The organism is Rahnella perminowiae, assembly GCF_019049755.1.
Taxonomy (GTDB): domain Bacteria; phylum Pseudomonadota; class Gammaproteobacteria; order Enterobacterales; family Enterobacteriaceae; genus Rahnella; species Rahnella perminowiae.
The window spans coordinates 1-7,143 of the sequence record NZ_JAFMOS010000388.1 but is presented as its reverse complement, the minus strand read 5'-3'; the positions used below and the strand labels follow the sequence as shown (position 1 = coordinate 7,143).

Below are 7,143 nucleotides of genomic sequence, written 5' to 3'. Positions count from 1 at the left end.
TTACTAAACCCGCTGATTTTGTACTGAATTATTTTCATCTCTGTAAACTTTTGAGACACATTATCTCTGTCGCTTTCCTCTTGAAAATAAAAGTATTAGCGGCCTCTTGCTGATTTATCCTTCCCCGGTTCCGCCACTTCAGTTTAATGCCAGATATCCTTTAATAACCTTTTCCTGCAAAAGAAATCACTATGCGCAATGAACGGATTATTACCTGGTCGTTCATGACCGGGCTTGTGGTGGGTGTCATCGGGCTGGCGTATCTGCTGCTGGGCGTCTGGCTGGCGGCTATCGGCGGCTCACCCTGGTATGTGGTTTTTGGCACCGGCTATCTGATCAGCGGCATTTTTATCGCGCGCCGTCATGGCAGCGGGATCTGGCTCTATTTGCTGACATTTCTGGTTTGTTGCATCTGGTCGGTATGGGAAGTCGGCCTGGATGGCTGGCAACTGATGCCGCGTTTGTTTGTGATGGCATTGTTAGGCATCTGGTGCAGCCTGCCCTTGATCACCCGTCAGGTGATGGCAACGCGGGGCAATCACCACGCCGGTACACTGGCCGGGCTGGTGTACGTGGTGGCGATTGCGGGCATTTTTTATACTGGCTGGCAGGTGACCGGGTCACGTTTTGTGCATTATCAGCCCGTTCCCGCACAGACAGGGGCAGCACAGACCACCTCACCGGAAAGTAACGACTGGCGCTTTTATGGCCGGACAGAAGCCGGGCAGCGTTATTCACCGCTGACGCAAATTACCCCCGCTAATGTCAGCCAGCTTAAACCTGCCTGGGAGTTTCACACCGGTGATGTGATGAGGAAGGGTGAGGATAAAGCCGGACGCGAATTTAATTTCGAAGTGACCCCCATCAAAGTCGGGAATACGCTGTTTATCTGTACGCCGCACCGCGAAGTGATTGCACTCAACGCCACGACGGGCACTCAGCGATGGAAATTCGATCCTAAAACTGACACCTCAGCCAATGAGTACCTGGCGTGTCGTGGCGTGGCATACAGCCAGTCAGCCGATGATAAAATATGTCCGGAAAAAATCATCGCGACCACCAGTGCCGCGCGGATGGTAGCACTGAATGCGCAAACCGGTCAGCCGTGTTCCTCCTTTGGCGATAACGGTTTTGTCAGCCTGACTGACCATATGGGCGATGTGCCACCGGGCTTCCATTTCATTACTTCGCAGCCGATGGTGATGGACGGACACATTGTGCTGGGCGGCTGGATTTATGACAACCAGTCTACCGGTGAACCTTCCGGCGTCGTCCGGGCTTACGATGCAAATACCGGCCAGCTTGCATGGGCATGGGATATGGGCCGGGATCCGCAGAATGCACCGCTCAAACCGGGTGAGGTTTATACCCGTGGTACGCCCAACGGCTGGGGAACCTATACCGGCGATCCGAAACTGGGTCTGGTTTATATTCCGCTCGGCAATGCGACGCCGGATTATTACGGTGCCGGACGCCGTCCGTTTGACGAAAAATATTCGAGTTCTGTTGTCGCGCTGGATATTCAGACCGGTGAGGAACGCTGGCATTTCCAGACGGTGCATCACGATGTCTGGGACTTTGATGTACCGATCGGACCGACGCTGGTGGACTTGCCCTCGCCGGACGGGACGACGGTGCCGGCGCTGGTGCAGACCACCAAAATGGGACAGCTGTTCCTGCTCGACCGGCGTACCGGAAAACCGCTGGCGCAGGTAAACGAAAAACCGGTGCACACCTCTCCCTCTTTGCCGGGCGAACATCTTTCGCCAACGCAGCCGGATTCTGCTGGCATGCCCAATCTTTCTCCGCCAGATTTGAAAGAAACTGACGCGTGGGGCGCAACACCCATTGATCAGTTGTATTGCCGGATCCAGTTCAAAAGTGCGCGCTATCAGGGACAGTTCACCCCGCCAGCGGAGGGTAAATCCATTGCTTATCCGGCCTTCGACGGTGTCATGGACTGGTACGGTGCTTCGGTAGATCCGATCCGCCATGTGCTGATTGCCAACACCAGTTACATCCCGTTCACAATGGAAGTGAAAAAATCAGCCGATGCGATCAAGGAAGGGCTGATGCACAAATGGGCCGGATGGAACAGTAATCAGCCTTATCCCAAACCCAAAGAGTTCTCCGTTGGCCCGCAATATGGCACGCCGTGGGCGGCCATCGTCAAACCGTGGCTGGGCTTTCTGCAGGCACCGTGTAATGCGCCACCGTGGGGAAAACTGGTTGCGGTTGATCTGACCACCCGAAAAATTGCCTGGGAAAGGCCGGCGGGAACCACCAGAGACATGAACATTTTCGGCACACATACTAATGTGCCATTGCCAACAGGCATTTTCATGATGGGCGGTAATGTTATTACTCAAAGCGGGCTGATTTTCACCGGAGCCACGGCAGACAATTATTTCCGCGCATTCGACGAAACGACGGGTAACGAACTCTGGCGTGCGCGACTTCCGGCGGGGGGGCAGGCGACGCCGATGACATATACCGGCGATGATGGACGACAGTTTGTGGTGATTGCCGCCGGCGGACACGGCGGGCTGGGGACGACGTCCGGTGATGCGCTGGTGGCGTATGCATTACCTGCAAGATAGTTTTGACTCCGGAATGCGGGATATTCAGAACAGTCTGATGATGCCCACAGGCTGTCCAGGATGGTCTATTTTTAAGGTTCCTTCATTTCTAAAATAAGGAGTGTTTATGAACAATAAAACAATCCCGACATCCCTCAATGAACCTCATGTTGATGCGTATCCGACCCCCCCGTTTGAGCATCAGAAACAACCCTTCCCCGGGCTGGCCAGCAAAATGAATCCTGTCCCCGATCACGGCGAAAAAACTTACAAAGGCAGTGCCCGGCTGGAGGGGCGTAAGGCGCTAATCACCGGCGGTGATTCCGGAATTGGCCGTGCGGTGGCGATCGCGTTCGCCCGCGAAGGTGCGCAGGTCGCCATCAATTACCTGCCCGACGAAGAGGCCGATGCCAAAGAGGTGGTCGATCTGCTGTGGGCAGAAGGGCGGAAAGTGGTCGCCATTCCGGGGGATATCCGCGATGAAAAATTCTGTCAGCAACTGGTGAAGGAAGCGCAAGAAAAGCTCGGCGGGCTGGATCTGCTCGTCAATAATGCCGGTCGTCAGCAGTTCTGTGATTCGATTAAGGATCTGACCACCGAGGCATTTGACGCCACGTTCAAAACTAACGTGTACGCCATGTTCTGGATAACTAAAGCGGCGCTGGAATTCATACCGCGCGGCGGTGCGATCATTAACACGACTTCGGTTCAGGCGTTTTCACCGAGTGATAATTTGCTCGATTACTCCTCCACCAAAGCCTCGATCATGGCTTTCACCAAAGCGCTGGCCAAACAGCTGGCGAATGACGGAATTCGGGTGAACGGTGTTGCGCCGGGGCCGTACTGGACGCCGTTACAAATTTCCGGCGGACAGCCTCAGGAAAAAATCGAATCCTTTGGTCAACAGGCACCGCTGAAACGTCCGGGGCAGCCTGCGGAAATCGCCCCGTTGTACGTGACGCTGGCCTCAAATGAAAACAGTTATGCCTCAGGGCAGGTCTGGTGTTCTGATGGCGGTACCGGCACGGTCTGATTACCGGTCGGAAACGCCAAAGCCCGTCATATGACGGGCTTTTTTCATTCAGGCAAACATCTGCCAGTGCTGCTGGTATTGCCCCGTCATACATCATTACGCTGCTAATGAATTCGTCATAACTCTTCATCTTTACTAATCTTTTACAGGTACGCCTGAGGGGGGCCGCGCTTTTAACGCGGTCAGCTATGGATAAGTTAAGGAGAAGAACATGCAAACGCAGCCGATTTCAGCGCGCCGGGGTGTCGCAACGGCGCTGTACGAATTGTTAAATCCCATTCCTCTTGGTTTCTTTGTCGCAGCCTGGATCTTCGACATCCTCTATATGAAGACTTTCATCACGATGTGGACTGACGCTGCCAGCTGGCTGATTGTGCTCGGGCTGATCATTGCCATTATTCCCCGGCTGATCAACGTGGTGCAGGTATGGGCAGGGCGCAATACGCCTGCCGGTTCGCCGTTAAAAACCCATTTCTGGCTGAATCTGGTGGCCGTGGTGCTGGCTATTTTCAATGCCTTTATTCACAGCCGTGATGCTTATGCGGTTGTACCAATGGGGGTCACGCTTTCTTCGCTGGTGGTGGTGTTGCTGCTGGTGGGAAATGTCCAGCTCGCGTTACGTGCACGCACAGTATAAGGAGATAAAACCATGAAAAATCACCAACGCGCGTTACTCGCACTGACGCTCGTCGCATTACTGAGCAGTTGTGATGACAGTTCACAAATCGACCCGAAGAAACAAACCGGTGCGGATCCTGAACTGCCGAAAGCGCAAAACTTCCTGCTGCCACCCATGAAAGTGCCACAAGGCATACCGTGGAAAACCGGTGAAATGCCGAAAGTGGCAGACGGGCTAAAGATCGAAAAAATCGCGGAAGGGCTTAAGCACCCGCGTCAGGTGTATGTGTTGCCGAATAACGATGTGCTGGTTGCGGAATCTAATGGTCCGGCGAAAAAACTCATCTTCAGGCCGAAAGAGTTAATTATGGGGATGGTGCAGAAATCCTCCGGTAAAGGCGGCGAAGGCGGTAACCGTATTACGTTGCTGCGCTATACCGGCGGTAAATGGGAGAAACATCCGTTTATTGCCCGTGTAAATTCACCGTTCGGTATTCAGCTGACCGGTAATACGTTATGGGTCGCCAGCGCGGACAGCCTGATTAAATACCCTTATCAGCAAGGTGAAACGCAGATCACCGCACCGGGTGAGGTGGTGACAGCATTGCCAGGCTGGCCTATCAACCATCACTGGACTAAATCCCTGCTGGCGAGTCCGGACGGCAGCAAATTGTACGTCGGGGTCGGTTCCAACAGCAATATCACTGAAAACGGTATCGGTGCAGAAGACCGGCGCGCGGCCATTCTGGAAGTGGATGCCGCAACCGGTGCCAGCCGTATTTACGCCAGCGGATTGCGCAATCCGACCGGTCTGCAATGGGAGCCACAAAGCGACAAGCTGTGGGCAGTGGTTAATGAACGCGACGAAATCGGCTCCGACCTGGTGCCCGATTACATGACCTCTGTGCAAGAGCACGGTTTCTATGGCTGGCCTTACAGCTACTACGGACAACATGTGGATGAGCGCGTCAAACCACCGCGTCCGGATCTGGTCGAAAAAGCCATCAAACCGGATTATGCCATCAGTTCACATGTTGCCCCGCTCGGGTTGCTGTTCTATACCGGCGACAATATGCCGCAATATCGCGGTGGCGCGTTTGTGAGTGAACACGGCAGCTGGAACCGCAAACCGCTGAACGGTTATCAGGTGATGTGGGTAAAATTTGAAAATGGTAAACCCGTCGGGCTGCCACAGCCGGTGGTGACCGGATTCCTCACCGATGATCAGAAACATGTTCGCGGTTTACCGGTCGGACTGGCAATGGATAAACAGGGCGGAGTGCTGATCGCCGACGATGCAGGTAACAGCATCTGGCGTGTCAGCAAGGCGGAGTAAATGCGGAGTATTCCTATTTTTAAAAGGCAAGGGCTGCAGGCTCGCGAAGAAGATAAAGCTGGCTATGATTAATGCATCTGTACCTCGCTACAGATAACCACTGCTTTTTATTATTCCTGTCTGTGTGATTGCCCGCTGTTTGCCTGCGGGCTTTTTTTTGCCGGCAATATTTTGATAGAGAGTGAGTTCAGAATTAGCAATAAGATTATTCTAATTATGCTATATTTGAAGGATTCACTTTCCTTTTGTGCAGAGCGCATCACATGCCGGATATTAATATTGTTTGCGAGCAATGCGGATCAGATCGTTTCGTCGCCGCAGTGAATACGCCCCTGGCAGAAACCGTACATTCTCTGGTTTGCGCCGCATGTCAGCATCCGGTGCCTGTAGATGAGGTCGTTATTTTCAGGGAAGGCATGTATATCAGCGGTTCCTATGACACCTTTCCTACTGAACCCGGTAAATTGTATGATTACGATATCTGCCGGTTCAAACCGCTTAACCGGCAGATACTTCTCTAGAAACGCCGCACGGACAGCGACAGTAAGCGGGGGGGCCGTGTTATTCATCTCCCGCTTCTTCATGCTGATTGTTTATGTCCCCCCGTCCTGCAATTTTCTTATTTTATTGGCTGACTTCAGAGACTGATTGAGATCCTGGATGCGTTTCATGGTTTTCATGGTTCGCGATGCGGTGGCCGAGGCAACGGATAAAATCAGCATTTCCAGACACACCAGTACCGTACCATGGAGTGGCATTCTGCCATTCTCACCCCCGCGCGGAATAGTGATGACAATGTCAGCCTGTTTCGCAAAAAAAGAATCACTGGCGTTGGTCAGTAAAATGAGGGGGATACTCAGACGCTTTGCTTCCTGTATTGCCGTTCTGCCTTCGCGATGAGCACTCTTCTGCGCCATCATAATCAGGACATCACCCCGCTGCAGATTGATCAGTTGTTCCGCCAGCGCAATGCCTGAGCGGTTAAGTGACACTGCGGGAATGCCGATTCGGGTAAAGAGCCTGGCGCTGTAGTCCGCTAAAATACCGGAAGCGTTAAGACCAAACACCGCCACCTGACGTGCATTAATCAGCAAGGCGATAGCCTCAGAAATAGCCTGACGGTTAGCTGGCTGCGCCAGCGTGTCACAGGCACGCTTATGCCCGTCAAGAACGAAGTCGATGCCCGAATTGATATCACTGGCCAGCTCACTGACCGTGGTAATCATTTTCTCTTCTGAATTAACCGCTGTGCCAAACCAGGCTTCCAGCGTTTTCTTCATATCGCGTAAACCCGCAAAACCGAGCGCCTGAACGGCGCGGACTACAGTGGCATCTGAAACCTCTGTCGCGGTTGCAATATCCATTGCTGTTGCTTCCAGCACCGATTCACGATGGTTGTATATATAAGACGCAACGGTTTGTAAGCCGGGGGAAAGTGAGGAGATACGTGCACGGTAACGTTCACCGAAGACATCAATACGTTTTTTTACCGGAGTCGCCGCCATTTGTTTTTACCGATCCTTGTCGTTTTTACCCTTTACCCGGTTTTATCATATTCACAATGTAGTGTTTTTATG

Annotated in this window: 6 protein-coding genes; 5 read left to right on the top strand and 1 reads right to left on the bottom strand. The window is 52.9% G+C overall.

Annotated elements, in window-relative coordinates; genetic code table 11:
• The first annotated feature begins 191 nt into the window (after nucleotides 1-191).
• The 5 genes from J1785_RS05115 (at nucleotide 192) to J1785_RS05095 (ending at nucleotide 6,087) form a co-directional block, all read left to right on the top strand.
• Nucleotides 192-2,600, top strand: coding sequence for a membrane-bound PQQ-dependent dehydrogenase, glucose/quinate/shikimate family (locus tag J1785_RS05115; protein WP_129953596.1), 2,409 nt, complete (start codon nucleotides 192-194; stop codon nucleotides 2,598-2,600).
• 106 nt (nucleotides 2,601-2,706) lie between these two features.
• Nucleotides 2,707-3,612, top strand: coding sequence for an SDR family oxidoreductase (locus J1785_RS05110; protein WP_129953595.1), 906 nt, complete (start codon nucleotides 2,707-2,709; stop codon nucleotides 3,610-3,612).
• A 211-nt stretch (nucleotides 3,613-3,823) separates the two neighbouring features.
• The gene (locus J1785_RS05105; protein WP_217218951.1) at nucleotides 3,824-4,249 is read left to right on the top strand and encodes a DUF2231 domain-containing protein; all 426 of its coding nucleotides are present in this window, start codon (nucleotides 3,824-3,826) and stop codon (nucleotides 4,247-4,249) included.
• A gap of 12 nt (nucleotides 4,250-4,261) precedes the next feature.
• Nucleotides 4,262-5,566 carry a PQQ-dependent sugar dehydrogenase gene (locus J1785_RS05100; protein WP_217218950.1) on the top strand — a complete coding sequence of 435 codons (1,305 nt, stop codon included), beginning with the start codon at nucleotides 4,262-4,264 and terminating at the stop codon, nucleotides 5,564-5,566.
• A gap of 263 nt (nucleotides 5,567-5,829) precedes the next feature.
• The gene (locus tag J1785_RS05095; RefSeq protein WP_129953592.1) at nucleotides 5,830-6,087 is read left to right on the top strand and encodes a hypothetical protein; all 258 of its coding nucleotides are present in this window, start codon (nucleotides 5,830-5,832) and stop codon (nucleotides 6,085-6,087) included.
• A gap of 72 nt (nucleotides 6,088-6,159) precedes the next feature.
• On the opposite strand, the gene J1785_RS05090 is transcribed toward J1785_RS05095, so the two are convergent.
• A complete protein-coding gene (locus tag J1785_RS05090; protein ID WP_129953591.1) occupies nucleotides 6,160-7,071 on the bottom strand; it encodes a MurR/RpiR family transcriptional regulator in 912 nt (303 codons plus the stop codon).
• Nucleotides 7,072-7,143 lie beyond the last annotated feature (72 nt).

Coding starts and splice junctions, on each gene's coding strand:
- J1785_RS05115 (WP_129953596.1), top strand. CDS start 192: ATGCGCAATGAACGGATTATTACCTGGTCGTTCATGACCGGGCTTGTG.
- J1785_RS05110 (WP_129953595.1), top strand. CDS start 2,707: ATGAACAATAAAACAATCCCGACATCCCTCAATGAACCTCATGTTGAT.
- J1785_RS05105 (WP_217218951.1), top strand. CDS start 3,824: ATGCAAACGCAGCCGATTTCAGCGCGCCGGGGTGTCGCAACGGCGCTG.
- J1785_RS05100 (WP_217218950.1), top strand. CDS start 4,262: ATGAAAAATCACCAACGCGCGTTACTCGCACTGACGCTCGTCGCATTA.
- J1785_RS05095 (WP_129953592.1), top strand. CDS start 5,830: ATGCCGGATATTAATATTGTTTGCGAGCAATGCGGATCAGATCGTTTC.
- J1785_RS05090 (WP_129953591.1), bottom strand. CDS start 7,071: ATGGCGGCGACTCCGGTAAAAAAACGTATTGATGTCTTCGGTGAACGT.